The sequence below is a fragment of the Paenibacillus cisolokensis genome, assembly GCF_050481165.1.
GTDB lineage: Bacteria > Bacillota > Bacilli > Paenibacillales > Paenibacillaceae > Paenibacillus_AH > Paenibacillus_AH cisolokensis.
This window is the reverse complement of the sequence record NZ_JBCNFP010000065.1, coordinates 1-24,686: the sequence shown is the minus strand read 5'-3', so window position 1 is coordinate 24,686 and position 24,686 is coordinate 1. Positions and strand designations below refer to the sequence as shown.

At 59.6% G+C, this 24,686-nt stretch carries 19 protein-coding genes; 11 read left to right on the top strand and 8 right to left on the bottom strand.

The features are described 5' to 3' along the window. Positions 1–16 precede the first annotated feature (16 nt). Entirely contained in the window at positions 17–907 is an 891-nt protein-coding gene (locus ABEV74_RS11875) for an aldo/keto reductase (protein ID WP_430146254.1), read from the bottom strand. 456 nt (positions 908–1,363) lie between these two features. Here ABEV74_RS11875 and ABEV74_RS11870 point away from each other — a divergent pair, with 456 nt between their 5' ends. Together ABEV74_RS11870 and ABEV74_RS11865 are read left to right on the top strand one after the other, a co-directional pair. Further along, positions 1,364–1,537: a hypothetical protein gene (locus ABEV74_RS11870; RefSeq protein WP_201024059.1), complete on the top strand. Its 174-nt coding sequence runs from the start codon at positions 1,364–1,366 to the stop codon at positions 1,535–1,537. 118 nt (positions 1,538–1,655) lie between these two features. Next, on the top strand, positions 1,656–2,957 hold the full coding sequence (locus tag ABEV74_RS11865; protein WP_430146252.1) for a voltage-gated chloride channel family protein: 1,302 nt from the start codon (positions 1,656–1,658) through the stop codon (positions 2,955–2,957). 82 nt (positions 2,958–3,039) lie between these two features. Here ABEV74_RS11865 and ABEV74_RS11860 read toward each other — a convergent pair whose 3' ends face one another. After that, on the bottom strand, positions 3,040–6,237 hold the full coding sequence (locus ABEV74_RS11860; protein ID WP_430146250.1) for a beta-galactosidase: 3,198 nt from the start codon (positions 6,235–6,237) through the stop codon (positions 3,040–3,042). Between the two features lie 233 nt (positions 6,238–6,470). Here ABEV74_RS11860 and ABEV74_RS11855 point away from each other — a divergent pair, with 233 nt between their 5' ends. From ABEV74_RS11855 to ABEV74_RS11835, 5 genes are all read left to right on the top strand, one after another. Next, on the top strand, positions 6,471–7,529 hold the full coding sequence (locus tag ABEV74_RS11855; protein ID WP_430146248.1) for a substrate-binding domain-containing protein: 1,059 nt from the start codon (positions 6,471–6,473) through the stop codon (positions 7,527–7,529). A 207-nt stretch (positions 7,530–7,736) separates the two neighbouring features. Then, positions 7,737–8,177 (top strand): MarR family winged helix-turn-helix transcriptional regulator, encoded by a 441-nt coding sequence (locus ABEV74_RS11850; RefSeq protein WP_062496235.1) that lies wholly within the window; start codon positions 7,737–7,739, stop codon positions 8,175–8,177. Between the two features lie 9 nt (positions 8,178–8,186). Further along, on the top strand, positions 8,187–9,830 hold the full coding sequence (locus tag ABEV74_RS11845) for an MDR family MFS transporter (RefSeq protein WP_430146246.1): 1,644 nt from the start codon (positions 8,187–8,189) through the stop codon (positions 9,828–9,830). Positions 9,831–9,969: 139 nt separating this feature from the next. Beyond that, a complete protein-coding gene (locus tag ABEV74_RS11840) occupies positions 9,970–10,617 on the top strand; it encodes a cell wall hydrolase (RefSeq protein ID WP_062496233.1) in 648 nt (215 codons plus the stop codon). Positions 10,618–10,895: 278 nt separating this feature from the next. After that, positions 10,896–11,516, top strand: a complete 621-nt coding sequence (locus tag ABEV74_RS11835) for a GTP pyrophosphokinase (protein WP_269465253.1) — start codon at positions 10,896–10,898, stop codon at positions 11,514–11,516. Between the two features lie 64 nt (positions 11,517–11,580). Here the strand turns inward: ABEV74_RS11835 and ABEV74_RS11830 are convergent, their stop codons facing one another. From ABEV74_RS11830 to ABEV74_RS11815, 4 genes are all read right to left on the bottom strand, one after another. Continuing rightward, positions 11,581–13,425, bottom strand: a complete 1,845-nt coding sequence (locus ABEV74_RS11830) for an LTA synthase family protein (protein WP_430146243.1) — start codon at positions 13,423–13,425, stop codon at positions 11,581–11,583. Positions 13,426–13,973: 548 nt separating this feature from the next. Beyond that, the gene (locus ABEV74_RS11825; protein WP_062496230.1) at positions 13,974–14,789 is read right to left on the bottom strand and encodes an ABC transporter ATP-binding protein; all 816 of its coding nucleotides are present in this window, start codon (positions 14,787–14,789) and stop codon (positions 13,974–13,976) included. Between the two features lie 19 nt (positions 14,790–14,808). Then, complete coding sequence (locus ABEV74_RS11820) at positions 14,809–15,846, bottom strand: FecCD family ABC transporter permease (RefSeq protein ID WP_062496228.1); 1,038 nt, start codon at positions 15,844–15,846, stop codon at positions 14,809–14,811. After that, complete coding sequence (locus ABEV74_RS11815; RefSeq protein ID WP_430146241.1) at positions 15,846–16,826, bottom strand: FecCD family ABC transporter permease; 981 nt, start codon at positions 16,824–16,826, stop codon at positions 15,846–15,848. The genes ABEV74_RS11820 and ABEV74_RS11815 overlap by 1 nt, the downstream gene beginning before the upstream one ends. A gap of 231 nt (positions 16,827–17,057) precedes the next feature. Between ABEV74_RS11815 and ABEV74_RS11810 the strand changes: the two genes are divergently transcribed. Next, complete coding sequence (locus tag ABEV74_RS11810; protein WP_430146239.1) at positions 17,058–18,134, top strand: ABC transporter substrate-binding protein; 1,077 nt, start codon at positions 17,058–17,060, stop codon at positions 18,132–18,134. Positions 18,135–18,226: 92 nt separating this feature from the next. Here ABEV74_RS11810 and ABEV74_RS11805 read toward each other — a convergent pair whose 3' ends face one another. Beyond that, positions 18,227–19,315, bottom strand: a complete 1,089-nt coding sequence (locus ABEV74_RS11805) for a peptidyl-prolyl cis-trans isomerase (RefSeq protein WP_430146237.1) — start codon at positions 19,313–19,315, stop codon at positions 18,227–18,229. 340 nt (positions 19,316–19,655) lie between these two features. Between ABEV74_RS11805 and ABEV74_RS11800 the strand changes: the two genes are divergently transcribed. Further along, positions 19,656–21,407, top strand: coding sequence for an ABC transporter ATP-binding protein (locus ABEV74_RS11800; protein ID WP_062496221.1), 1,752 nt, complete (start codon positions 19,656–19,658; stop codon positions 21,405–21,407). Positions 21,408–21,465: 58 nt separating this feature from the next. Continuing rightward, positions 21,466–23,238 (top strand): ABC transporter ATP-binding protein, encoded by a 1,773-nt coding sequence (locus tag ABEV74_RS11795; protein ID WP_062497297.1) that lies wholly within the window; start codon positions 21,466–21,468, stop codon positions 23,236–23,238. Between the two features lie 34 nt (positions 23,239–23,272). Here the strand turns inward: ABEV74_RS11795 and ABEV74_RS11790 are convergent, their stop codons facing one another. Beyond that, positions 23,273–24,142, bottom strand: coding sequence for an SDR family oxidoreductase (locus ABEV74_RS11790; RefSeq protein ID WP_430146235.1), 870 nt, complete (start codon positions 24,140–24,142; stop codon positions 23,273–23,275). Between the two features lie 96 nt (positions 24,143–24,238). On the opposite strand from ABEV74_RS11790, the gene ABEV74_RS11785 reads away from it, so the two are divergent. Further along, entirely contained in the window at positions 24,239–24,619 is a 381-nt protein-coding gene (locus ABEV74_RS11785) for an Hpt domain-containing protein (protein ID WP_430146233.1), read from the top strand. Positions 24,620–24,686: the final 67 nt, after the last annotated feature.

The window sequence follows — 24,686 nt, the reverse complement described above, 5'->3', positions numbered from 1 at the left end:
CTTTCGAAATTCAGGTTTATTGAAGACCGATCCAATCCGTGCCTGCGGCTTCACACCAACGGGCGCGGATCGCTTCATAGCGGGGATCGGGAAGGCTGCCGGCCGCGAGCAGTGCGGCATTCTCCTTCCAGCGTTCGGGTCTGTGGGTGCCGACGATCGCCGTATGTACGCCGGGGACGGACAGCGTGAACCGGAGTGCGGTACCGACCGAGTCCGGTTCGTCGAGAAAATCGTATTTCAACTGCTGCAGACGTTCCCAATACGGCTGCGCGTATTCGCTTTCCGGTTTGCGTCCCGTTACCCACGCCGCATTGGCGATCGGACGTTTGGCGGTGACGCCCATGCCGCGCTCCGCCGCTTTCGGAATCGTCAGTGTCACGGCTTCCTGGTCGGCGATGTTGACGGACGTCTCCAGAGAGTCGAAGGCTCCGCATTCCACGGCGTACAGCGCAGCGCGATGGTCGCCGCTGTATCCGATAAAACGGGTTTTGCCCTTCTCCTTGGCCCTTATGAGCACGTCGATGACGTCTCCCTGGCGGAGCAGCTCTTCGCTGCACGAATGCAGATGTATGACATCGACGTAGTCGGTGCGCAGCCGGCGCAGACTGCGGTCGATGCTCTCCTCCAGCAGCTTCGGTTCCCAGTCCGGATATTCGAGTCCCGAGGCATGTCCGCATTTGGTGAACAGATAATACTCGCTGCGCCGGTGCGAGACGGTCTGGCCGATCAGTTCCTCGCTCGTGCCGTAGCATTCCGCCGTGTCGATGACATTGAGACCTGCATCCAGCGCGCTGCCGAGCAGCCGTTCGACCTCGCCCGGCGAAGCGCCCTTAAAGCCGATTTCGGCGCCGCCGAATCCGAGAACGCTGACCTTCATGCCGGTGTTTCCGTAAAGCCGTTGTTCCATCGCGGTCATCTCCTTCGTTGCCGGATCGGGTAGTCTTCCGGCAAGCATTTTGTGGCGTACAAGCATATTATACAATATTTGGTCCCGGGTTCTTGAAGCGGTTTCCTGAAATTCGAGTCATTCGGGGGAGAACCGAGGATTGAAATTACGGACCGGCGACTTGTGAAAAGGAGCGAGCGCGAGCATGCATGCGACGGACGCCTCTTTTATTCCGCTCAGCAGGCATTTGCGGATATAACGGCATCTCCATGTGCCGCAGGGGACTTTCGTTAAGGCTGCTTCAGGAGTATACTTGTAACCATAAGTTTTTTGCGGGTTTCAGACAAGCGGAAAACGGCGTCGGCCAGCGAAGCGGCCCGTTGTCCGGAACTCCCGGACCATAAAGAGAAATGCGGAGGAAAACCGGACTCGAAGACAACATACCGGCATACCGGAAAACCTGGGGAGTGGAGAAGATTGACCTATAACGAAATGCTGGGCAGACGCAGCGAGATGCTGAAGCGGAGAATCCGGGACATGATCGTCCGGAAGAACAAAAACGGGCTGAATGCGCAAGAGGGGCATTTCCTGCAGCATATGATCAAGGAACTGCACCAGAACGAGCACGAATTGGAAGCAGCGCGGAAATAAGCGATCGTTTACCGCGGGCCGCCGAATGGGCTTGACGACTCCTGCCAGACGAAGGCGCTGGCGGGAGTTTTGTTTGTGCGGCCAGGGGAAACCCAATCAGTCGGAGGAGCGGGAATGCGTGAATAACGGATGGGATCAAAATGGAAAAGGGCTGGGCATGGCGCAGATCGCCCGCTACGGGGTCAAATGGCTGCTGCTCGCGGCTGCCGCGGGTGTCCTGGCCGGAACGGCGTCGGCGCTTTTCCTGGCTCTGCTGGAGTGGGCGACGGCAACTCGCGAAGGAGCGCCCTGGCTGCTCTGGCTGCTGCCGGCCGTCGGCGCTTTGATCAGCTATATGTACGCAACCGTCGGAGGAGAGGCGGGGAAGGGCAATAACCTGCTGATCGAACGGATTCATGAAGGCCGGGGAACGGTGCCGCTGCGCATGGCGCCGCTCGTGCTGATCGGAACGGTCGCGACCCACCTGTTCGGCGGCTCCGCCGGCAGGGAAGGGACGGCCGTTCAGATGGGCGGCAGCTTGGCGGCGTATGCGGCCGGCCTGCTGCGGATACGACCGGAAGACCGGCCGCTGCTGCTCATGTGCGGCGTGGCCGCCGGCTTCGGCTCCGTGTTCGGGACGCCGCTCGCCGGTGCGGTATTCGCCGCCGAAATGCTGACGGTCGGCACGATCCGTTACCGGGCGCTCTTTCCTTGTTTTGCGGCTGCGCTGATCGGCGATGCCGTGACGACAGCATGGGGGATCGACCATCCGCATTACGATATGGGCGGAATGCCGGAATTTTCAATACTGCTCCTGCTCAGGGTCGCGCTGGCCGCTGCGCTGTTCGGCCTGGTCAGCGCCTTCTTCAGCGAGCTCGTGCGGACTTCCAAGGCCGTCTTCGCCAGGCTGGCGTCGAACCCGGCGGTGAGAAGCGCGGCGGGCGGCACACTGGTGATTGCCCTCGTTTATATTGCCGGAACCCGGGACTACCTGGGCTTGTCGCTGCCGCTCCTCTCCGATGCGTTCGCAGGAGAGAGCGACCCGTTCGCCTTTTTGTGGAAAACGGTGTTTACCGCCGTTACGCTCGGCTCGGGGTTCCAGGGCGGCGAAGTGACGCCGCTGTTCGTCATCGGTGCGACGTTCGGCGAGATGCTGTCCGGGCCGCTGTCGCTGTCCGCTTCCTTTCTGGCCGGACTTGGGCTTGTCGGGGTGTTCTGCGGCGCGACGAACACGCCGGTCGCCTGCCTGCTGCTCGGTATCGAGCTGTTTGGCTTCGACAACGTCGGATATATTGCCGTCGTGTGCGTGATCAGCTATTTGGCCTCCGGGCATACGGGCATTTACAGCTCGCAGCGGATTGCCGCCAGCAAGCTGGGCCGCCGTCGGCTTCCCGAAGGGACGACGATCGGCACCGCCAGACGGCGAAAGCAACGATCGTAGATGCAAGTTGCGGTGCGCTACCGCACGTGGGTTGGAAATAAAGAATGCCGGGAGTCTTCCCGGCATTCTTCGTTTCGGCGGCTTACCCGAACACGGCGATTCGCACCTCGTGCGGACGGTAAACCGCCGTCAGGACGCCGTCGGCTCCGCAGGCGAACAGCACGGAACGTTCCGCTTCGAGCGTGAAGGCGTACCGCTTGCCCGTCCCGGGATCGCGCACTTCGACGTCGACGGGATAGCCCGCCTCCGAGACGAATACATACAGCGCCCCTTCGGCGAATCCGACCTTCCGGCCGTATACGCCTGGCAGTTCGCCCCCGCGCAGCCATTCCAGCTCGCGCTTAACGCCCGCCGCGTCGGCCGCGAGCCGGTATACGGCCTGCAGCGGCTCCAGCCGTTCGTTCAGCTCCAGCGGCAGCGGGCACCACAGCAGCTTGCCGGCGCCAAGCTGCCTTTCGATCAACCGCGCCGGCCCATCCTCGCTTCCGCCCGTCAACTGCTTGGCGCTGTCGGCGATGTGCGGGCCGCCGAACGATACGGGCAGCAGGCGGCCGTTCAGTTCCAGCAGTTCCTCGCGCCGCAGGTTGACGACCGGACCGGCCTCCGGCCCGAGCAGCTCGTTCAGCCGGTTCACCGGGCGCCAATATTCGTCGAGTCCGATCGGACCGGTGAACAGCAGCGTCGTCCCGCGGCGCTCGGCAAGTCCGATCAGCTTGTTCAGCGCGGCTGAGCCGAAGTTGTGCGGACTCGGCACGATCACGAGCTTCGGCGGCGCCTCCTCCAGTTCGTCGAGATGATATTCCCCGGCGCCGCGCACGTGAATATTCATCGTATAGGCGAGTGTCCGCACAAGCCGCGACGTTGCTTCCCGGGCCAGCTTGCGTACGGAGAAATCGTTGGAATACGGGAACACGACGGCGATCTCCTCCAGCCGCCGTTCCTTGAACAGCTCGCCGATCCGCGCCATGAACGAGCCGAAATCGTACGAGACATCGGCTTCCGGCTTCTCCGTGCCGTCGGCCCGCAGCGCACCGATATTGGATTCGTTCACATTATCCATATAGTAATTGATGTTCCAGATCCACTGCACGGCCCCGGCAGCGCCGGTCGCGAAGGCGTATGCGTATTTCCGTTCCAAAATATTGCGCAGTTCCTCTTCGCTCCGTTTCGAGCGGCCGTCCGGCGTTTCCACGTGCATGATGCCGGTTTCCTGCACCAGGTTCGGCTTGTTCAACGTTTTCGTAAAGACGCCGTCCCAGACCAGATCGTCCATTTCCCACCATGAATGAACGGTCGTATAATCGACCGCCTCGCTGTAGAAGAATGGCGACGGACGTTGGGCGGCAAGCGCCTCGTCCTGGCCGACCGTGACGAGCTGTTGCGGCTGGATCGCGCGGATCGCGGCGGTCAGCTCGCGCGCCCAACGGTTGTGCATGTCCATGGTGAACAGCGTGTAATCCAGCCATACGCCGTTCTTCTTGGCGCTCAGCGGCGTCGTCCGGAAATTGACGTCGCCCGGTTCCGGCAGCCGCACCGCCTCAAAAGACGGCAGCTCGTCGGGCGTCATATTCCAGCGCTCCTGCAGCGTCCGAATATCGCCGTGGCGCTCGCGCAGCCATTCGATATAGGCCTGGCGTTCGTACGGATCGCGGGCGGAGCGGGGGCCGCTGAACGTCCGCTTCGGATCGAACATCGAAGGCTCGTTGATCAAATCCCAATGCACATGGGCGGAATCGGCGTGGCGCGAAACGATCGTCGTCAGAAAACGCTTCTGCGCTTCGACGCTGCGGGGATCGAGATACGGATTGACCCCTTCCCAGGTCTCGGGCGTAAAAGAGAAAAAGTTGAACGTTACGTCCAGGCCATGCCGTTTGGCGGTCAACAGAAAAGCGTCGATCGCGCGCAGTACCTCTTCATAAGGATGTCCGTCCACAAACATAATGTTGCGCCACGCCGTCCATATGCCGGTACGGATCAGATTGATGCCAGCCCGTTTCATCTGGGCCATATCCCGGTCCCAGACGGCCGCATTCGGCAGGAACAAGTATTTGCGCGCCACATCGCTCGTCATGTACGTCATGCCGACGATGGGCAGCGGTTTGCCGCCCTTCACGAAATAGTCCCGTCCGCAGCGCAGCATGTCGCCTTCGCGCAGCAGCTCCCGGTCGAAGCCCCAGAATCCCTGGCGCAGCGTCCGCCGTTCGCCGGCCGCCGATTCGGCTGCGCATTCGGCAACGTAAAATCCGGGAGAGAGCGGAACGGGCATCGTCAACCGCCGCAGCGCCAGATTCAAGCCGACCGGAAGCTTGACGGAGGCGCTCCATACTTCGGTGAAGGCGTCGCTGTCATAACGGTAATCGGGAGCGGAAGCGTCCGCCGAAGAACGGTTCGCCTTCAGCACGCGGAGACGGAATGACCATGCGACCGGCGCGTCCGCGGCCGCGCCGCCCCGCACTGCCGCCTTGGCGCCGAAATCCCGCCGCTCGAAACGTTGTCCCTGCAGCGTGAACGACGCCTGCTCTCCGGGCTCGTAGCTGCCGTAATTCGGCTTCAGCCACAGCTCCGTAACGCCGAGCGCGGCATACGCCGCCCACTTCGCGAGCGCCTCGGCGCCCCCGCCGTCCCAGAACGCACCGCGCAGCTGCTGGTTTACGAAAATCCACCGTCCGCCGCAAAATGCCCCTTTCACATGCTCCAGCTGAACGACGGGCGCCGCCACTTCGCGCTCGATGCCGTTCAGGCGGCCGATGCCCTTCAGCAGCGGCTCGATGCGGGCGTCCATCGGCCCGCCGGAGCCCATCTGCTCCGGCCAGTCGCTGGCACGGGTGACATGAAGCACAAGCCCCCAGGTCGGTTCGACCGTGAACAGCGATTCGCAGCCCTCCAGCAGCGGGATATCGGGATTCGCCGCCAGCCGTTCCACACGCGACGGATCGACGGCCAGCGCGTCGTGGATGAGCAACTGCTGGTGATAACCCGTCTGCTCGGGCTCGGCGATCCATTCGCCGCCGACCTTGCAGACGGGCGTCTTGAACGGGGCGCCGCCCGCCGACAGCAAGCCGCCGCCCCGGCGAAGATGGTTCAGAATCGCCGTCCAGGCGTCTTTGGGAAAGAATGGTCCGTGCAAATGGACGTACACGTCCACATCCTTCAGCGCCTCCGCAAGCTGCTTCGCATCGGCGACGACAAAGCGGCGCTTCAGCTCCGCCAGCGCCCGCTCGTCCGGGCGTTGGCCGGCATAGGGAAACGAAGCGTCGTAGAAAAGTACATGTTGACCCATATCCTCATCCACCATCCTTGTAAAATAAATGGTATTGCCATACATTGTTGTTAGGATTGTTAGGTAACACGCCTGTTTGGCATGGCGAATAATGTAGCCGCGGCCAGGCGGAAAGTCAATAACTCGGCGGGAAGTCGACAACCGAACGACATGGACCAGCGTCAATAAGTGCCGATAAGCGCATAAGTGTCAAGAAACAGCAATAGAAGAATGGTAAAGGGAGGCAAATAACGATGGCGGGGAAAGTATCCATGCAGGAGATCGCCGACCGCCTCGGCGTATCCAAATATACGGTTTCGCAGGCGTTGTCGGGCAAGCCCGGGGTAAGCGCCGCGACCAGACGCCGGGTCGCGGCGCTGGCGCGAGCGCTCGGTTATCGCAAGACCGGACGGGACGCGCCCGGGCTGCACGAGGAGGGGCAAGAGGCGGCGCGGACTGCCGGACGGCGTTTGCTCGTCGGCATGGAGGAGCACCATGCCGATGAGCCGATGTTTTGGCGCCGGGTGATGGAAGGCGTGGCCGCAGGTTGCCGCGAGCACGGGCTTCGGCCCGAATTTTTCAGCTACAGCCGCGGCCGGACCGATGAGGCCGCCGTCGCGGAAACCGTCAAGCGGCAAGGGGACGCGGCCGGATACGTCATTATCGGCAAATGTCCGACCGCCACGCTGCTGCGGCTTGGCGACAGCGGGCTGCCGATGGTGCTCGTCGATCACGAGGAGCCGCTTCTTGCCGCGGACGCGGTGCTGAACGCGAACGCCGAAGCCGGTCGGCTGGCTTGCCGCCGGCTGCTGGCCGAAGGGTGCCGCAGCATCGTCATGGTCGGCCGGGATTCGTTCGCCGTCAGCTTTCGCGAACGGTGGTGGGGCTGCCGGATGGCTTTCGACGAATGGCAAAGGGAGGATAATCGGGAGCCGGCGTCCGCGCCCGCATCCCTTCGCAAATGGACCGTTCCGTACGGCAGCCCGTCCTGGCCCCATTCGCTGCGCAAGCGGCTCGATACCGCCGCAGAGCTGCCGGATGGCTTCGTATGCGCCAACGACGAGCTGGCGCTGGAGCTGAGCAGGGCGCTGATCGAGCGGGGAACGCCGGTTCCGGATCGCTGCCGGATCGTCGGCATCGACAATACGGCAGCCAGCCAGTCGGCACCGCTTCCGCTCACGACGGTGGACCTGGCCAAAGAATGGCTGGGCATGCGGGCGGTCGAAGCGATCGTGCGCAGACTGGGCCGGCCGGAAGCGCCGCCGGAGAAAATGGTTTTATCCGCCAGTCTCATTGTCCGCCAATCAGGCTAAAATATGGACTTTTGCCGTCAGGCGTCATGCCGGACCGTATCGGAAAGATAAACGGCTTACGCCTTCCGTTTTTTCGGCGGCAGACGTTTATTTCCCCTTTTTTTCAAATTGACGTCTGTTTGATCGAAGAGATATACTAATCAATATTTTAGTACTAATATATTTTGTTCTAAGAGATTATCATTTGGAAAGGAGGGAGCGCTCGACGTGCCGGACAATGCGTTTATCGTGGAACTGTCAAATTACTTCCGGACGATCGTCGCCCATCTGACGAAGGAATGGAACAAGCGGATGGTCGACAACCTCAACTTCACGCAGACGAAAATGCTGTCTCTTCTGGACGCCAACGGACCGATGAAAGCGTCCAGGCTGGCGGAAGAGCTGTGCATGACGTCCGGCGCTTTAACCGGAATCGCGGATAAACTGATCGCATCCGATCATATCGTGCGGGAGCGGGACGAGAACGATCGCCGCGTCGTCTATGTCCGGATTACCGAAAAAGGCCGGCGGGCGCTTAAGGAAGTGCGCGTCAGGCAAAAAGAAACGCTCTCCCTGGTTTTTCAAAATTTGAGCCCCGAGGACGAGGCTCATCTGAGACGCATTTTCAAAAAAGTGATGAGTGCGCTGGAGCAGCGGCAAAAGGAGTAGAGAGAACGAATGGAACAATTGTCGGATAAACGAAAATTGACGATCATGATGGCTATTCTGGTTGCGATGTTTTTCGCGGCGATCAATCAGACGATCGTCAGCACCGCCATGCCCCTTATTATTGCGCAGCTCGGGGGAATGGACTATTACACATGGGTCATTACCCTTTACATGCTGACGTCCACGGTCGCCACCATACTGGTCGGCAAGCTGTCCGACATATACGGCCGCAAGCCCTTTATACTGACAGGCATCGTATTTTTTATTGCCGGTGCGTTTCTGACCGGATTGTCGCAAGACATCTTTCAGCTGATCGCCTATCGCGGCATTCAGGGAATCGGCGCCGGCATCATTATGGCGACCGCGTTCACGGCGGTCGGGGACTTGTATTCGCCCCGCCAGCGGGGCAAATGGACCGGCGTCATGACGGCCGTATTCGGCTTTTCCAGCGTGATCGGGCCGACGCTCGGCGGCTATATCGTGGAACATATGAGCTGGAAGTGGGTTTTCTGGATTTTCCTTCCGCTCGGTGTCGTCGCGTTTTTCATGATCCTGGCGCTGTTTCCGAAAGTGCCGCGCAAGCAATCGCAAACGATCGACTATGCCGGCTCCTTCTTCCTGACGGTGACGATCGTTCCGCTGCTTCTGGCCTTTTCGTGGGCGGGGACGAAATATGATTGGGATTCGGGGCAAATTATCGGACTGTTCGCCGGAGCGGCCGTTGCCCTGCTGATCTTCCTGTTCATCGAAACGAGGGCGAAGACGCCGGTGCTTCCGCTGTCGCTGTTCCGCAACGATATCGTGACGCTGTCCAATGTTATCGGCTTCCTGATGAATGCGGGCATGATGGGCGCGCTCATCTATATTCCGTTCTTTGTGCAGGGCGTGATGGGCGTATCGCCGAGCCATTCGGGCTTTGTTACGATGCCCATGTCGATCGCCATGGTCGTGACGAGCGCCATTGGCGGACAGCTGATCACGAAGACCGGCAAATACAAACATTTTGCTCTTATCGGCGTAATCTTGATGTTCGGCGGCATGCTCATTATGGCGTTTATGAACAGCATCTGGGTTGCGGTCGTCAGCATGATCGTATTCGGTTTTGGCCTCGGATTCGGCATGCCGGTATTTTCGATTGCGACCCAGAATGCGGTAACGCCTGACAAACTCGGCGTCGTAACGGCGTCGATGCAGTTGTTCCGCAATCTGGGCGGCACGATCGGCATTTCCGTCATGGGGTCGATTATGGCGTCGAGCATCGCTTCCAATCTGGCGAAGCTCGCCTCCGAGGGCGGCGGCTCGTTCGATCTGTCGAAGCTGGACCCCGCCGCGGCCGAGCGGTTTGCGCAGCTCCAGGATCCGCAGATGCTGCTCGATCATTCGGCGATCGCCGCCATGCGCGCCGAGCTGCCCGAGCAATGGATCGAGCCGTTCGACCGGATGATCGGCATGCTGCAGGACGCCTTGTCCTCTTCGCTATCCACGGTCTTCCTGGCGGGCAGCAGCCTGCTCGTCGTCGCTTTCGTCCTGACGTTGTTCCTGCGGGAAATTCCGCTGCGGACGACGAACCGGATGCCCGGGCAGGAGCAGGCGGGCGGAGAGACGGAAAGCGGTCAGAACCCGGCCGATACGAAGCGGCTTCAGCCGGAATGATGAGAAAATTTTTAAGTTGATTAAAATTTGTTCGGATTAAACTTCCTGCGGCTTCGGTTGTGCTACAATACAAGCCGTCGGCATGCCGACGGGGCGGCGTCACGGACAGTCGCCCGCAGCCGAAGGAGGGGAAGACATCATGAGAAAACAACTGTGTGCCATACTTTTCTTCGCGGTGCTTGCGCTTTGTTTTACCGTCGACAGTAAAGTCGAAGCGGCCCAACCGGCCACGCTTCGCATCGGAATGAGCGGCGCCGATGTGCCCGATCTGCAATTCCGTCTGAAAACGCTCGGATACTTTCAAACCGATATAACGAATTATTTCGGTCCGATTACCCGTAAGGCGGTCATCGCTTTCCAGAAAGATTACGGATTGACGCCGGACGGTATCGCTGGACCCCGAACATGGGCGATGTTGAAGCGGCATTCGGTCAATAAGCCCGAGCTTGACAAGCTGGCCCGCATCATCTATTCGGAGGCCCGCGGAGAGCCGTATAAAGGGCAGGTTGCCGTCGGTGCTGTCGTCATGAATCGCCTGAAGTCGCCGTTGTTCCCGAACACGCTGACGGGCGTCATTATGGAGCCTTACGCCTTTACGGCCGTTATGGACGGCCAGTACGGGCTCACTCCGAACGCGACGGCATACAAGGCGGCGCTCGACGCGGTCAGAGGCTACGATCCGACCGGAGGCGCGCTGTTCTATTATAATCCGAAGACGGCGACCAACAGCTGGATTCGCAACCGTCAGACAACGGCCGTCATCGGCAACCATGTGTTTGCGATATAAGATAGAATCGGACGGCATTGCCTGCCGTCGCCACTTAAGCAGCAAGATTGCTCGCGCATTCCGGGCGTGCCCGGCATGCGCTTTTTTTTTTCGTCGCAATATTAAATTTTCACCGTCTATTCAGCTTCTATTCATGTTGCGGTTATATACTGGAACAGGGACGAGCTTGCTCCGGACACGAGATCGACAGGGAGGGAACGGCTATTTTACAGCATTACCGACAAAACGCGCAGCAATGGAAGCATCTGCTGCTCACCTACAAATTTGCGCTGGATGAAATGAGTACGAAGCTGATGATTCTGAATGAGGAATTTCAGTTCGTCCATGATTATAATCCGATCGAACATATCAAGACGCGGTTGAAGACGCCGGAGAGCATCGTCGACAAGCTGCGCCGCAAAGGCTTCGAAGTGAACCTGGGCAACGCCAGGGCGCATATTCACGATATTGCCGGCGTTCGCGTCATTTGCTCGTTCTCCACCGATATTTACCGCATTTATGAGATGATTTGCGCGCAGAGCGACGTCACGATCGTACAGGTCAAAGATTATGTGCGGCAGCCGAAGCCGAACGGCTATCAGAGTCTTCATATGATCGTCGAAATTCCCGTTTTCCTGACCGACCGGATGGAAAGCGTTAAAGTCGAAATTCAGATCCGGACGATGGCGATGGATTTTTGGGCCAGTCTCGAACATAAAATTTATTACAAATACAATGCGAATGTGCCGGCCTCGATTCGGCGGCAACTGAAGGAAGCGGCCGATACGATCGCTTCGCTGGACGAGCAGATGCTGTCGCTGAACGAGGAGGTCCAGCAGTACCGTCCGGACTCGGACAGGACCGGCGGCCGGCCGGACATCCCGTTCGAGCTGCTGACATCCGGCGATAACGGCTCATGAAGACGAAAAGGAAGGGCTGCCCTGCAAACGGGGGCCCTTCCTTTCGCTGATCGGCGTATTCGCATCACTCCCGTTCCGGGAGGCTTTTCACGTAGCTGTCCGACATTCGCAGCAGCTTGAGCGCCCGCTCGAATTCATCTTTGGCGGCGAATCCTTTTCGGGCGCCCGGCAGCGGAATCGTCTGGCCGTCTTCGAACGACGCGCCGGGAATAAAAATGCCGGTGTCGTTAATGAACGAGCCCGAAGGCAAGTAGTAGCGCTCAGGCAGCAGATTGTGCGTCTCGTTCAACAAATCCTGGCCGAAATGAACCGTATCCTGCAGCGGCAAACCGACCAGATTGGCGACGGTCGGCATAATATCCATCTGTCCTCCGATCTGCGGCAACACTTGCGGCTCCAGCGCTCCCGGCGCGATGAGCAGCAGCGGGATATTGAGCATCTGGGTATAGTCGTAGGGGCGCCGGATCAGTTCCTCCATCAGCAGCAGATCGACGTCGGTCAGTGAATAGATCGGCACGCCCATATGATCGCCGTATATGACGAGCAGGCAATCGTCCCACAGTCCGTTCTTTTTCAATTCCTCGATGAACAGTCCCAGCGCATAATCGGCATAATTTTGCGACCGGAGATAATCGCCGACAAACGTATCATCGAACCGTTCCGGCAGATCGATCCGGTTTTTTCGTTCCGGCAGGTTGAAAGGGTGATGAGCGCTCATCGATATGACGTTGGCGTAGATCGGGCGGCCTTCCTTCGCCAGCTCGGCCAGCTCGGCGGCGGTTTTACGGTACAGCACTTCGTCGGAAGCGCCGAAATGGACGACATCTTCGTCTTCGAAAAAGTCCCGGTCGTAGTACTTGTCGAATCCGAGCGCCGCATATAGCTCGTCGCGGCTCCAGAATTGCACGTCGTTGGTATGGAACGTCGCCGATTGATAGCCGAGCCTGGCGGCAAGCAGCTTCGGAAGCGAGGGCAGCACCTTGTTGCCGTAAACCTGAGAAGCTGCGCCGTGCGGCGGAACATGCAGCGACGTATTCGTCATATATTCGGCGTCCGACGTATTGCCGGCTCCGGCCTGCTGATAGAAGCGCGGGAAATACAGGCCTTCCGCGGCCAGTTCATTAAGCACCGGCGTAATTTCCTGGCCGTCAACCTTGAGATGGATCAGGAAGTTTTGGAACGCTTCCAGCTGCACGACGATAATGTGGCGTCCCTTGGCCGCTTCCCAGCCGACAGGCTCCTCAGCGGCGCCGATTCCCTTCAGATGGCGAATCGCCTGCGGCGTAACCGATTCGGGCGGCACGTTGCCGGTCCTGGCTTCGTCCGGAATCATCTTGTATACCTCGTAGTTCAGAATGCCCATACGCTCGGCCTGCTTCAGCTCGTTTACGATATTCCGGTTCTGCCAGACGAGCAGCGCACAGACGAACAGCGTAACGGCGAGCAGTCCGCCGGCAAGCGCGGGACGGACGCGTACGGCGGCTAGCGATGCCCATGACCGCGTTTTGCGCCTGAACGCAAGCAGCAGCGCGATAAGGACAATATCGGTATAGATGAGCAGGAAATAGGGATGAAGCAGCTGAAAGACGCTCCCTTTCACTTCCGCCACTTGTCCGACCTGACGCAGCGCGTGCCAGGTGACAATAATACCGAAATATTTATAGTACATAATGACAGCGAAATAAACGGTGGTCAGCAGCGTGTTCACGATCAAATATACGGCTAGTTTGCGGCGCGAAGCGAACAGCTCGATCAGCGCAAAAGCCGCCCAAACGGACGGAAGTCCGGTCAGCAGCGGCTTCCAGCTCCAGCCATCGCCAAATATGACCCACCACGCCATATACATTTTGAGAATCATCAGCACAGAAAAAAGAACGAATGGCTGCAACCAAAAGCTTTTGCGAAACATATCCGAAAGATTCTCCTTAAAACAAGAAATGGAAACTAATTATTTAGTTTAGCGATATAACGGAAGAATTACAACCTGTGACGGCCAACGCTGCGGGAACCGGAAGCCGGAACCGAAAGCCGGGCCCGATTCCATGGCCGTCTTCCGCTATTCCGGATATGCACGGTAAAGCAAGTTGCTTGCAGCTTCGCGACAAGGTGGGAAGGGGAGGCACGCGGATGGATACCGCCGGAGGCGGTGCAGGCGCAACGGCCGGAGGAAACGGGCGAGGACACGGTCAAGGCTTGCGGCCAGGCGATGTCGGACAGGTTGTGCCATGCCTTGCCGATCATGCGATGCTGGGCAGGTTGTGCCGGCCATGCGATGCCAATAAAATGATGCCGGGTCTAGTGGTGTCGATCAGGCGATGCCGATGATGCGATGCCGGTCAGGATGGTGCTGGCCGGTCGGTGCCGGACAGGGTGTGCCCGTCAGGTAGTGCTGGTCAGGCGATGCCGTCTAGGAAACGGACAGGCGGCGTTTCCCGTCCGGGCGAACCGCCCGCCGCTTCAGACCAGCGAAGCGGCGGCAACCGTTTGGCGGCGCGTCTTGCCGTGGGGAATGCACAGCGGCGTCCCGTACAGCGGGTCGGGAATGACTTCGCATTTCAGCTGGAACGCCTCTTCCATTAATTTGGCGTCGACGACAGATTCCGGACGCCCCTGGGCCAGAATGCGGCCGTCGCGGATGGCGACGATATGGTCCGCATAGCGGCAGGCGAGATTGATGTCATGCAGCACCATGACAACGGTGCGGCGCCGGTTGATATTCAAGTCGTACAGCAAATCCAGCACTTCGATCTGATGCGTCATATCGAGATAGGTGGTCGGTTCGTCCAGCAGAATGACCGGCGTCTCCTGCGCAAGCGTCATGGCGATCCAGGCGCGCTGCCGCTGGCCGCCGGACAAGGCGTCGACGGGACGTTCCGCCAGCTCGCGCATGCCGGTCGCTTCGAGCGCCGCCTCGACTGCCGCTTCGTCCTCGCGGGACCATTGCCTGATCCAGCTTTGGTATGGATAGCGGCCTTGCTTCACCAGCTGCAGCACGGTCAGTCCTTCCGGAGCCGTCGGGCCCTGCGGCAGGATGGCCAGCTTCTTGGCGACTTCCTTCGTCGACATGCGGGCGATATCGCCTCCGTCGAGCACGACGGAACCGCGCTGCGGCCGGAGCAGCCGGGCCATGGAGCGAAGGAGCGTCGACTTGCCGCATCCGTTGCTGCCGATCAGGACCGTTATTTGTTCTCTCGGAACCGTCAGGTTCAAATTTTCGAAAATATAATCGCCGCCGTACGACAGTCCAAGTCCTTTTGCTTCCAAAGCACCCATCCCGAAACACCCTTTCCGTTTATGTTCGATTCCTGTTCCGATACAGCAAGTAGAGGAAAAACGGGGCGCCGATCGCCGCCGTGAATACCCCGGCGGGCACATCACGCGGCAGGAAGGCGGTGCGCGCCGTCAAGTCCGCCGCAAGCAGCAGAATCGAGCCGATCAGTGCGCTCGCCGGAAGCAGGCTGCCGAAGGACGGGCCGACCAGCTTGCGGGCGATATGAGGCGCCATCAGCCCGATGAAGGCAATCGCCCCGCCGATTGCGACAGCCGACCCTGCCAGGGCTACTGCGAGGACGAGCAGCAGCAGGCGCTGCTTCTGCACATGCGCACCGGCGCTTGCGGCAACTTCGTCGCCCAGTGCCTGAATGTTGACATTGCGCGACTGCAGCCAGGTAAGCGGCAGCAGAACGGCGAGCCATGGCAGCAGCGTCGCGACGTCGGTCCACGATGTGCCGTAGATGCTGCCGGTCATAAAGGTGAGCGAGCGGTTGGCCAGCTGCATAGGGCCGGATATGATGAACATGTAAGACACCGATTTGACGGCGGCCGATACGCCGATGCCGATCAGGACGAGCCGAAGCGGCGATACGCCCCTCTTCCAGGCCAGCACGTACAGCAGCGTCGTAATGACGAAGGCGCCGGTTATGGCCGCAATCGGCATCCACTGGATCGGAACGGTGCCGGCGAAGATGAAGATGAATAGGACCGCGCCGAGCGAAGCGCCTTCCGTTATGCCGATGACGTCCGGGGACGTGAGCGGATTGCGCACGATGCCCTGCAGCACCGCTCCCGCCATGGCCAGCGCGGCGCCGACGAGGGTCCCGATGATCACGCGCGGCAGCCGGATCTGCTCGATGATCGTCTGATTCATCGGCTCGGCCTGGCCGAACAGCGCCTTGATGACGACAAGCGGCGGAACGTACTGGCTGCCGACTCCGATGCTGACGACGAACAGTACGGCGCAAAACAGGAACAGCGCAGCGATCGTCCATAACGCCCGGTATTCCGCCAGAAACGAGATGCGCGAGAAGCGAAGCGGACGATATTTGCTCATTAGACGCGCCTTCCTTTCCTGGCAATATATACGAAGAACGGAACGCCGACGACGGCCGTCATGACGCCGACCGGCACTTCCTTCGGCATGGCGATGTACCGCGACCCGAGATCGGCGGCCGTGAGCAGCGTACCGCCAAGCAAGGCGCAATAGGGGACAATCCAGCGGTAATCGCTGCCAACCAGAAAACGGACGATGTGCGGTACGATAATGCCGACAAAAGCGACCGGCCCGGCCACGGCGACCGAGCTGCCGGCCAGCAAAATAACCGCCGCGACGGCCGACGTTTTGACAAGCGCCGTCCGCTGGCCGAGCCCTTGGGCAAGCTCGTCGCCCATCGCCAGAACGTTCAAATGGCGGGTCAGAAATAGCGCCGCCGCCATACCGGCGCCCATGTACGGCCAGACGGCCATAAGCTGTTCCATGTTCCGGCCGGCGACCGATCCGACAAGCCAGACAAGCACCTGATCGAACATTTTGCCGTCGGCCAGCATCATGCCCTGGGTCAGAGAATGGAAGAAGGCGGCCATCGCGGCCCCGGCAAGCGTAATCTTGATCGGCGACATGCCGTCTCTGCCGAGGCTGCCGAGCGCGAATACGATGGAGCCGCTGACGGCGGCGCCGATCAGCGCCACCCAGGTGAACGCTTGCAGACCGGATATGCCGAGCCACCCGGAAGAGAGGATAATGAAGAATGCCGCTCCGGAATTCACCCCCAGCGTACTGGGGGAAGCGATCGGATTGCGCGTGACGACCTGCATGATCGCCCCGGCAACCGCGAGACAAGCGCCGACCGATGCTGCGATCAGCGCGCGCGGCACACGGGCTGTCTGTATGATAAGATGTTCGTTGCTTCCGTCATAATGGATGAACGAATCGACGACGGTCCCCAGCGGAATATCCGTCACGCCGAATATGATGCTGCACAAGACGGCTGCCGTCAGTGCGATTGCTGATGCGAGGAGGCCGATTGCCTTCATAAGCGCCCACTTTCCGTACGTTTCGGGAAGCCTGCCACACGCGCAGTTCCCGGATTGTTGATCGATTGAATGCAGTATCATTCTAGTGGATGGGCAACAGGGCTGTCAATGATTTTGAGAATCGTTCTCAAAATTTTGTTGACAGCGAATGAAGGCTGCCTTATAGTTTTGACTTGGAAATGATAATCGTTTTCGGTCGAAACGGTTTTGAAACGACAGGAGGAATATAGGATGGCATTCAAAAAAGACAAAACGGCAGTCCGCCGCGGTGCGGTATGGTGGATGGCGGCAGTACTCGTACTTATGGCGATTCTGGCCGGATGCGGGGGAGAGAAGGGCGATGCCGGAAGCAGCCGGCAACCAGCGGCGAGCGAAAGCGGCAGCGCCGGAGGAGAGAACGGCAACGCTGGGGGAGAGAGCGGAAGCGCCGGCGGGCAAACCGGAAACGGTGGAGATGCGACCCGCGTCGTAGAGCATGCGATGGGATCGGCCGAAGTAAGCAGCAATCCGCAACGGGTCGTTGTGCTGACGAACGAGGGAACGGAAGCGCTGCTCGCGCTTGGCGTCAAACCGGTCGGCGCCGTCAAGTCGTGGACGGGCAATCCGTGGTACGATCATATCAAGGACCAGATGGAAGGCGTAACCGAGCTGGGCGAAGAAAGTCAGCCGAATATCGAGCTGATTGCGGGCCTGCAGCCGGATCTCATTATCGCCAACAAGATGCGGCATGAAAAAATTTACGAGCAGCTCAAAGGGATCGCTCCCACGGTAATGGCGGAGGATCTTCGCGGCGAATGGCAAAACAACTTCAAGCTGTATGCCGAAGCGCTGAACAAAAAGGCGGAAGGCGACAAGCTGATCGCCGATTTCGACAAGCGGATCGAGGACTTCAGGACGAAGGCCGGCGACAAGGTGAAAGAGACGGTATCCGTCGTCCGGTTCATGGACGGCAAGACGCGCGTATACCATACCAATACGTTCTCCGGCGTTATCTTCGGCAAAATCGGCTTGGCCCGCAATGAGATGACGCTGAACAGCAAGGAGACGTTCGTCGACGAAATTACGAAGGAACGGATTCCGGAAGTCGATGCCGACCGGCTCTTCTACTTTACGTACGACGTCGGCGACGGCAAAGCGAACAAAACCGAAGAGGAATGGACGAGCGATCCGCTGTGGCAAAATCTTTCCGCCGTTAAAAACGGACGCGCCTACAAAGTAAGCGACGCGATCTGGAATACGGCGGGCGGTATCCTGGCGGCCAACCTGATGCTCGACGAGCTGTACGAGATCTACGAGCTTCCGAAGTAACGGCAGATTAGGCCGGTTCGGTACTCGGCTATAAGACAGAAAAAGATCGGCACCGACCGTATGCACGGAGGGCCGATCTTTTTTTTATCGCCTTATTGAGCCGGGGCCGCTTCGGTTTCCAGCGTGTTCGTAATTTTCGCGTTGGCGCGAAGCTCCTGGAGCCAGCTCGGGGCGAGCGATTGAATTTCCTGTTCGACAAGCAGCGCGCGAATTTCTTCCTTCTTCTCCGCCAGCGTCGGATTGGTCGCAGCCTTGCGATCCGTCACTTTAATGATATGATAGCCGCTGGGCGATTTGACGATGCCGCTCACTTCTCCGGGCTGCAGCGCGAACGCCGCATCCTCGAACTCCTGGTGCATCCTGCCGCGCGGGAAAAAATCGAGATCGCCGCCATTGTCCTTCGACCCGGGGTCTATCGACTTCTCCTTGGCCAGCGCGGCGAAATCGGCTCCGCCGTCCAATTCCTTCTTGATCGCCTCGGCTTCCTCCTCGGTCTCGACCAGGATGTGAGAAGCTCTTACCTGCTCGGGCGTCGCGAATTGATCTTTATTTTCATTATAATATTCGCTGACTTCCTGGTCGGTCACATCGGTCCGGGGCTCAAGCAGCTTCCGGATCTTGACCTGCAGCGGCATCTGCTCCCGCAAATCGTCCTCGGTCATGCCGCTTTGGGCGAGCGCCAGCTCGTAGTCCTGCTCGGAAGGGAAGTTCGCTTTGATCTGTTCGATTTCCTTGTCCAGATCGGCTTCGGTTACGGTAAGACCTTGGCGGGCCATCTCCTGATCGATCAGTTTTTCCGTAATCAGGTTGTCAAGCGTTTGCCGGCCGTTGCTCTCCACCAGTTTGTCGTACAGCTCGTCCTTGCTGATTTTGTCGCCGTTGACGGTCGCTACCGCTTTGCTTCCGTCGCTGCCGAACGGGGGATTGACCGCAACCAGCACGATGAGCGCCGCGGCGAGCGCGATGGTCGCCACCTTCCACGCCATGCCGCCGCCCTGCTTTCCGTTTTTCACTCCGGCCGCCTGGCCCCGGTCTTCGGCCCGGTCATCGTCATCCTGCTCGAAGTCGTCGCCGTCCGCCCGATCTTCCGTTTCACCCGGCAGTTCGTCGTCCGTCCAACGATCCCTGCGTTCGTTTTCAGTCGTTTCGAGCTCTTCGGGCCGCTTGTCTTTCTCTGTCATCGATAATGGAACTCCCTTTCTGTAATCGGAATGGATAGTCTCGGTGTTACGCTTGTCTGAAAGCAACTATACCAGAATCGGCCAGCAAAAACATTAATTCCAGATAAAAAAAACGGATTCGCAGCCGGATCGCGATGAAAAATGGCCGGGAAACGCCGGGAAGCGGGGAGCGAGGAGAAATTTTTGGAAGACGGTGCTTCGTCACCCAAAAGCTGTGATATAATAAAAATGTAAAGGTTCACGGATAATGGAAGCAGTTTTCACAGCCGCTCGCTGTGACGGCTGCTTCCGCTGTTTGTGCGGCGGCTGTTGACAAACGAATAAGGGATGTGAGAGCAAATTGAGAGGAAGCAGACTGCTGCGGACGCATCTGCGCTCGCATTTGCCGGCGTATCTCCTGGCGGTGTCCATGATGGCTGCGGCCAACGTCATCCACGCATTGTTTCCGAGCGTGCTTAAAGATTTTACCGATGCGTTGGAGACGAACGGCCTGTCGGCGGCAGCGATCCGGCGCTACAGTTTGCTGCTGCTCGCGATCGGCGTCGGTTACGGCGTCCTGTTCGGTCTGGGGCAAATCGTCAATCACCGGCTCGGCAGACTGTTCGAGTACACGGTCAGAGAGAAGTTGTTCGGCCATTTTACGAGGCTCAGCGAGCAATTTTTTTCCCGAAACGGAATCGGCAAGCTGCTCAGCTACGTCATGAACGATGTGACGGCCGTGCGCGAATCGATCGCCAACGGCGTCAACCAGATGACGAACGCCTCGGTTCTGCTCGTATCCGTCGTCGTCATGATGACGCTGAGCGACATCCCGCTCGGCCTGATCGGGGCGTGCGTGCTGCCGCTGCTTGTCATTCCGTTTCTCGTCGTCTATTTCGGCCCGCGCATCCGCAACCGCTCCCGCCAGGTGCAGGAGTCGCTGGCGGCGATGACCGAATCGGCCGAGGAGCAGTTCGGCGGCATTCGCGTAACGAAGACCTTCGCCGCCGAGGAAGTGGCGCAGACGCGGTTCGGCGAGACGGTCGACCGCATCCGCGACAATCAGCTGAAGCTCGTGCGGATGGCTTCGCTGTTTCAGGCCGCGCTGCCGTTCACGGGAGCGCTTTCGCTGGCCGTGGCCATCGTGTACGGGGGGTATCTCGCCATGCACGGGCAGTTGTCGCTCGGCAGCTTCGTGGCGCTCAGTCTCTATTTGCGCATGATCGTGACGCCGCTGCAGCAGATCGGCAACGTCATCAATACGATCCAGCGGTCGCGCGCCTCGCTCGAGCGGCTGAACAAGCTTCTTGAGGAGCGGCAGGACATTCAGGAGGAAGGCCGTGCAAAGCTGCCGGACGCTTCGTCGATCGGGCTGGACATTCGCGGCCTGTCGTTCCGTTACCCGGACTCGGACCGCGACGCGCTCTCCGACCTGCACATCCGGCTTGCGCCCGGCAAGACGCTGGGCATCGTCGGACGGACGGGCAGCGGCAAGACGACGCTGATGAAGCTGCTGCTGCGGATTTACGATCCGCCGCGGGGCACGATATTTATCGGCGGACGGGACGTTCGCGATTTGTCGCTGGAAAGCCTCCGGCTTGCGATCGCCTATGTACCGCAGGACGGCTTCCTGTTCAGCACGACAATCCGCGACAACATCGCGTTCCATAACCGCAATGCGGACGATGCCGACGTGGAGGAAGCGTCGAAGTTGGCGGAAATTTATAACAGCATTGCGGGTTTTCCCGACCGGTTCGCGACCCGGCTCGGAGAGCGCGGTCTGACGTTGTCCGGCGGACAGCGCCAGCGTACGAGCCTGGCCCGCGGTTTTGTCAAAAATGCGCCGATCATGATTCTGGACGACAGCGTCAGCGCCGTCGACGCGGTGACGGAATCGAACATATTGGCCAATTTGCGAAGAGCGCGGGAAGGACGTACGAACATCATCATTGCCCATCGCATCAGCGCCGTTCGGCATGCCGATGAAATTATCGTGCTGGAGGAAGGACGGATCGCGGAGCGGGGCACGCATGACGAACTGCTGCGCAAAGGCGGCTATTATGCGTCCCTGCACGCCATACAGGAGGAGGGCGAGTACGTTGAAGGTTTCTGACGCTGCCCGAAGTCCGCAGCCGGACCGCAAGCAGGCGGCAGAGGGCGTGCAGGCGCCTATGAGCAAGGAGCACCGCAAGCAGGCGTTTCGCGCGCTGCTGGCCTATGCGAAGCCGCACCGGCGGACCTTCGTCGCCGTTCTGTTCTGCTCGCTGTTCGCGATATCGGCCGACCTGCTTCAGCCGTATCTGGTGAAGGTGGCCATCGACGACAGGCTGCTGGCCGGCGAAGGGGGCTTCGAACAGTTGCTGCTGCTCGGCGGCATCTATTTGCTGCTTGCCGTTATCAGCTTCCTGTTCGCGTATTTGCAGTCGATTCTGCTTCAGAAGGCCGGGCAGAGCATCGTCGCCCGGCTGCGCAAAGATTTGTTCCGCCATATATCCGGCCAGTCGATGTCGTTTTTCGACCGGCATCCGATCGGCAGTCTCGTGACGAACGAATCGAGCGATACCGAGACGATCAACCAGTTTTTCACCCAGGTGCTGGTCAGCGTCGTCCGCGACGGCCTGATGATTGTGCTGGTCGTCGTCTTCATGTTCTCGCTCGATACGCGGCTTGCGCTGTTCAGCCTTCTGCTGTTCCCGGTCATCTTCGGCATCGCGCTGGCGTTCCGGACGATGCTGCGTTCGTCCTATCAGCGGGCGCGGGCGCAGCTGTCGCGGCTGATCGCGTTCGTGGCGGAAAATTTGGCGGGCATGAGCCTGATCCAGGCTTTCCACCAGGAGAGGGAGCAGCGGCGGCAATTCACAGACCGCAACCGGCAATATTTGAAGGAAAACTTGCGGGAAGTGCAGGCTTCCGTGATGTTTAACCGGTCTTTCGAAATTCTCGGCAACGTTTCGGTCGCCCTGATCGTCTGGCTCGGCGGCATGGCGGTTTTCAACCATCAGCTGGAATTTGGCGTGCTGTACGCATTCATCAATTACATCCGGCAGTTTTTCCAGCCGATCAACCAGATTACGCAGCAGTGGAATACGCTGCAATCGACGCTTGTGTCGATGGACCGGCTGTGGCGCATATTCTCCGTTCAACCGGAGGTTCGCGACCCGGAGCCGGCCGAGGCGAAAGAGCTTGCCGCCGTCAAGGGCAAGGTTGATTTCAACCGCATCCGCTTCTCATATGTCGACGAGCAGGAAGTGCTTCACGGTCTCGACCTGCACATCCAGCCCGGCGAGTTCGTCGGCATCGTCGGCACGACGGGCGCGGGCAAGAGCTCGCTCGTCAACCTGCTTGCCCGGTTTTATGACGTGAAGAAAGGAAGCGTCGAAATTGACGGCGTCGACATCCGGAAATTGCCGCTCGATACCCTGCATCGGATCGTCGGTCTCGTTCAGCAGGAGCCGTTCCTGTATTCGGGTTCGATCATCGACAATGTGCGGTTGTTCCGGCAGGAGATATCCCGGGAAGAGGTCATTCGCGCCTGTAAGCTCGTGGGAGCGCATACGATGATCCAGCGGCTTCGCAACGGATACGATGCCAAGCTGTCCGAACGGGGCAGCGGCTTGTCGGCGGGCGAACGCCAGTTGATCTCGTTCGCGCGCATTCTCGTGTTCCAGCCGAAAATTCTAATTCTGGACGAAGCGACCGCCAATCTGGACTCCCATACGGAACGGCTCATTCAGAACGCGCTCAGCATCGTGTCCGAAGGGCGGACGACGCTCGTCATCGCCCATCGGCTGTCGACGATCCAGCATGCGGACCGGATTATCGTCATGAAGGACGGACGAATCGAAGAAGAAGGCACGCACAGCTCGCTGCTGGCCCGGAACGGTTATTACGCCGAGCTGTACCGTCATTCGCGCAAAGGCCGGGCGGCCAGCACGCCGTCCTGATTCCGGATCGAGCGCGGACGAACCGTTCGCGAGCTTAGCCGTTCACAATCTCGCCGCCGTTGATGTGCATCATCTGCCCGGTCATGTAAGACGAGTCGTCGCAGGCGAGGTAGACGTACGCCGCGGCCAGCTCCGCCGGTTGGCCGGGCCGGCCGAGCGGCGTATCCGAGCCGAAAGACGCGACCTGATCGGCCGGGAAGGTGGACGGAATGAGCGGCGTCCAGATCGGGCCGGGCGCTACGCCGTTGACGCGGATGCCTCTGCCTGCGAGATGGACGGCCAACGCCCGGGTGAAGGAGACGACCGCGCCTTTCGTCGCCGAATAGTCGATCAGATTCGGACTGCCCTTGTAAGCGGTGACGGACGCCGTATTGATGATCGCGGCGCCTTGGCCGAGATGGCCGAGCGCGGCCCGGGTCAGATGGAACATCGCGAATACGTTCGTCCGGAATGTACGTTCCACCTGCTCGGCCGTCACATCCTCGAATTTGGCCTGCGGATGCTGCTCCGCCGCGTTATTGACGAGCACGTCCAGCCGGCCGAGGCCGGATACCGTCTGCTGAACAACGTTCCGGCAGAACGCTTCGTACCCGATATCGCCGGGAATGAGCAGACATCTGCGCCCTTCTTCCTCGATTTGCCGCTTCGTTTCTTCGGCATCGACGTGCTCGTTCAGATAGACGACGGCAACGTCCGCTCCTTCCTTGGCGAATGCCACGGATACGGCACGCCCGATGCCGCTGTCCCCTCCTGTCACGATGGCGACTTTGCCGGCCAGTTTGCCGGACGCCCGGTAGGGCGAGGCTTCGAATACCGGCCTCGGATTCATCTCCGTTTCCAGCCCCGGCTGGCGGTTCTGATGCTGGGGCGGGTTGATCTGCTTCTGTCCTGAATTTTGCGGCATCGCTTGCCATCCTCCTTGCTTTCGTATGTGCCTATTTTGAAGCTTCCCTGGCATAATTATGCATTTTGCAAACCGGATTTCCGGGAGGAGACGCGTATGAACGATCGTAGGGATGCCGAACAGATGCCGCTGTTGGACATGCGGGAGGCGCTCGAGCATCTGTCCGGCAAGACGCAGCTGTACATTCATATGTTGGCCGTCTTTCGCAAGGAGTACGCCGATGTCGACGCGCATCTGGAGGAGCTGCTGCGGGAAGGAGACGGCGCGCAGGCCGCGCGGCTTGCTCATAAGCTCAAAGGCGCTGCCGCCCATATCGGCGCCGGCCGGCTGTCCGGACTGGCGGGGGAACTCGAGCGCCGTCTCGCCGGTCATGCGCGGCATGATGACGCCGCCCGTTTGCTCGCACAATTGAAGACGGCGTTGATGGCGTCGCTGGAGGAGATCGGGCGGACGGCGGAGCGTCTGACGCAGCGCTAACAATTTGCTAACAATCTATTGTACGGAGGAGCGTTTTTTAATATAGTTAAACCTGAATTTCGAAAGT

Coding starts and splice junctions, on each gene's coding strand:
- ABEV74_RS11875 (WP_430146254.1), bottom strand. CDS start 907: ATGGAACAACGGCTTTACGGAAACACCGGCATGAAGGTCAGCGTTCTC.
- ABEV74_RS11860 (WP_430146250.1), bottom strand. CDS start 6,237: ATGGGTCAACATGTACTTTTCTACGACGCTTCGTTTCCCTATGCCGGC.
- ABEV74_RS11855 (WP_430146248.1), top strand. CDS start 6,471: ATGGCGGGGAAAGTATCCATGCAGGAGATCGCCGACCGCCTCGGCGTA.
- ABEV74_RS11845 (WP_430146246.1), top strand. CDS start 8,187: ATGGAACAATTGTCGGATAAACGAAAATTGACGATCATGATGGCTATT.
- ABEV74_RS11840 (WP_062496233.1), top strand. CDS start 9,970: ATGAGAAAACAACTGTGTGCCATACTTTTCTTCGCGGTGCTTGCGCTT.
- ABEV74_RS11835 (WP_269465253.1), top strand. CDS start 10,896: ATGAGTACGAAGCTGATGATTCTGAATGAGGAATTTCAGTTCGTCCAT.
- ABEV74_RS11830 (WP_430146243.1), bottom strand. CDS start 13,425: ATGTTTCGCAAAAGCTTTTGGTTGCAGCCATTCGTTCTTTTTTCTGTG.
- ABEV74_RS11825 (WP_062496230.1), bottom strand. CDS start 14,789: ATGGGTGCTTTGGAAGCAAAAGGACTTGGACTGTCGTACGGCGGCGAT.
- ABEV74_RS11820 (WP_062496228.1), bottom strand. CDS start 15,846: ATGAGCAAATATCGTCCGCTTCGCTTCTCGCGCATCTCGTTTCTGGCG.
- ABEV74_RS11815 (WP_430146241.1), bottom strand. CDS start 16,826: ATGAAGGCAATCGGCCTCCTCGCATCAGCAATCGCACTGACGGCAGCC.
- ABEV74_RS11810 (WP_430146239.1), top strand. CDS start 17,058: ATGGCATTCAAAAAAGACAAAACGGCAGTCCGCCGCGGTGCGGTATGG.
- ABEV74_RS11805 (WP_430146237.1), bottom strand. CDS start 19,315: ATGACAGAGAAAGACAAGCGGCCCGAAGAGCTCGAAACGACTGAAAAC.
- ABEV74_RS11795 (WP_062497297.1), top strand. CDS start 21,466: ATGAGCAAGGAGCACCGCAAGCAGGCGTTTCGCGCGCTGCTGGCCTAT.
- ABEV74_RS11790 (WP_430146235.1), bottom strand. CDS start 24,142: ATGCCGCAAAATTCAGGACAGAAGCAGATCAACCCGCCCCAGCATCAG.
- ABEV74_RS11785 (WP_430146233.1), top strand. CDS start 24,239: ATGAACGATCGTAGGGATGCCGAACAGATGCCGCTGTTGGACATGCGG.